At 48.1% G+C, this 2537-nt stretch carries 3 protein-coding genes; 2 read left to right on the top strand and 1 reads right to left on the bottom strand.

Annotated elements, in window-relative coordinates; translation table 11 throughout:
- Together Q8P86_01800 and Q8P86_01805 are read left to right on the top strand one after the other, a co-directional pair.
- On the top strand, positions 1-413 hold a 413-nt coding region (locus Q8P86_01800; GenBank protein ID MDP3996410.1), incomplete at its 5' end, for a hypothetical protein.
- 147 nt (positions 414-560) lie between these two features.
- Positions 561-1901, top strand: coding sequence for a hypothetical protein (locus tag Q8P86_01805; protein MDP3996411.1), 1341 nt, complete (start codon positions 561-563; stop codon positions 1899-1901).
- Between the two features lie 78 nt (positions 1902-1979).
- Here the strand turns inward: Q8P86_01805 and Q8P86_01810 are convergent.
- On the bottom strand, positions 1980-2537 hold a 558-nt coding region (locus Q8P86_01810; GenBank protein ID MDP3996412.1), incomplete at its 5' end, for a hypothetical protein.

A 2537-nucleotide genomic window follows, 5' to 3' on the forward strand; every position in this document is an offset into this window, starting at 1 on the left:
CGATATGCGTCTTCAACACCATGCCTTTCGGCAAACAGGCGCAATGGACAGAACGGACTTCGCCAATTGACTGGGAACGGCTTTTTGGCACGGACGACCCCCAAAAATCCCCGATGGCCAGACGTTTCCCGGGTTTTGCCGGCGGGCTCTCCGGCGCGCCACTTCTACCACTTCTTATTGAATGGTTGGAGCGCGCGCGAAAGGCAAATTTCCTGAAACCTATCTGCGGAGGTGGTGGAATCCTCTGCCCCGAAGACGCGGAGAGGGTTTCCCATGCCGGAGCAGATGCGGTGTTTCTCGGCTCAATCGCCTTTTTAGCGCCAAGACAGGTGCGAAGGACGATAAGACATGGCAATGTTCATTGTGGAACGGCAAATGGTGTGATGTTCCGCCACCATGAGCATATAGATTAGACGAACGCGAGTATTTTCTCGGTACTTTGAGTTACGAAACTCGCTTCCGATGGATTTCTTTTCAATTTCGAGCGAGCCCCCGTTAGAAACTCTGCTTCTAACGGGGCGAGGCGAAGCAAAAATTATGAGGCATATGAGAGAGTTCTGTTGAATAATTTTTGCAAAGACGTAGCCGAAATTGAAAAGAAAGACGCGGATATGGAGTTTCGTAATTCAAAGGAAGTAAACAGACGCTACCTTTTGCGAGGTGGCGTTTTTTCTTGCGATTTTCAAAGCAGTGAAGTAGTATGTTACCAGTTTGAACCTAAACAAAAGGAAATTAGTATGAATACAACTGGTGTTTTTTTATTGGGAGAAGTAGCAAAATCTGAAGATGAGAAGACGGCGTTGCGGGAAACCGAAACGAGACCGGTTCAGAGTGATGTCCATCCAAACTCAATCGTGGTTGAACCCCTCGCGTCGGCGCACGACCACTTCAGAGAAGGGACGACGGAGGAAGACATCGGAATACAAAAAGACCTTGTCGCGAATGCAATTGAAGGAGGCGCGGATACGGTGGGCGCGATGCCCAACACATTGGAGGGGTTAAAAACCGTACAAGAAGTTGCTTCTTACATTGGCAACTTGCGGAGACTTATTCCACAAGGGAAGTCATTGTTTATCATTCCTTATGTCGCCATCACGGAAGACACAACAGAGTGGGACATTAACGACTGTAAAACGATAGGAATTAATGACGGCAAAATACTTCCTAAATATCGCACTACCAACTCTGATTACGGGGTGGTGCGTTATGGAAAACTTTTACCCGTCATTAAGCGGTGTGGCGAAGTGGGGATGAGAGTCCACGGGCATTTTGAACACCCTTCGCGAAACTACAGCAACGACGACGCGGAGTTTGCGTGTCTGCCAATCGTCTTGACGTGGCTTGAAGAAACGAACGCCAAAATCATCTGGGAACACGGCACCGATGGCCGTTGCGTCCCTCACTGGAAAAACATGGCGGAAAGCGGCAGATTCTTCGTAACCATAACGCCACAGCATCTTTTGGAAACCGCCGACACGGTTTACGGCGATGTCCGCGCCGTATGCAAACCGTCTTACGGCGATGAAAACGACAGAGCGGAGCTTGTCCGTCTGGTAGGAGAGGACCTCTCTTGGGTTATGGCTGGCCCCGATGTCGCTCCGCATGACAAAGAAGCAAAGCACCCCAAAAAAGGACGGTGCTCCTGCGGAGCGTATCACGCGCCTTATCTTCTTCCTCTGTACGCCGAGGCACTCAAGCATTTATTCAAGACAGACGAGGGCCGTCAAACTTTCGTAAACTTCACGAGCCGGAATTTGCGAAAACTTCACAAACTGCCACCCGCTTCAAAAGAGATTCTGCTAATCCGCCGACCATTTGTAATTCCTTTGGAATACAAAATCGGCACGTGGACAGTGGAGCCGTTTAGAGCCGGTCAGACAATAGGGTGGAGTATGGAATAGCACAAACGGACGGACGACACTTCAAACTCTGCCTTTGGCAGAGTTTTATTTCGCCAATCAAGGAACGCGCCAGCGGACTTAAATGGTGAGAATAAACCTCTCAAGAGCGGTATTAAAATCGTGAAGGCCTCGACGAGAGTCGTGGTAAAGAGAGACGAGTTTTGATGACAAGTTTTTAAGTTCGTCTTCTGAATAGTTGTGGGCAAAGGCGCGTGATTTTTGAAAAACAAAAGGGTGCATTTCCGTTTCCTCCGCGCTACGGCTATTTAACGAAACAATCATTGACTTTATTTGCCAGAATAAAAGGCCATGAAGTTCCTCCGCCTCTTTTCCTTTCATAATTTCTTTTTGAAACAAAACCCAAAGGGTCTTTTTGTCCCGCCGACCAAGCGCCTCGGTCAGCGAGAAGTCCTTCTTTTCTTTCGCTTCGTTTTTTTCTCCGTACTTCTGAACTTTCCCTCCAGCTTTCTCAATCTTTTTAAGAGCCGCCACGTCCACCGGCCCTTCAAGCAAAATGAAAATATTTTCCGAGACCGCGATTTCTTTCAATTTCTCCATTACAAAAACTTTCGCCTCCTGATTTTCAAAAATCCTGTTTCCATACACAATGAACTTTCTTTCAAAAAGCCCTTGCCC

The organism is bacterium (assembly GCA_030699905.1).
In the GTDB taxonomy this organism is placed as follows: Bacteria; Patescibacteriota; Minisyncoccia; order Phycocordibacterales.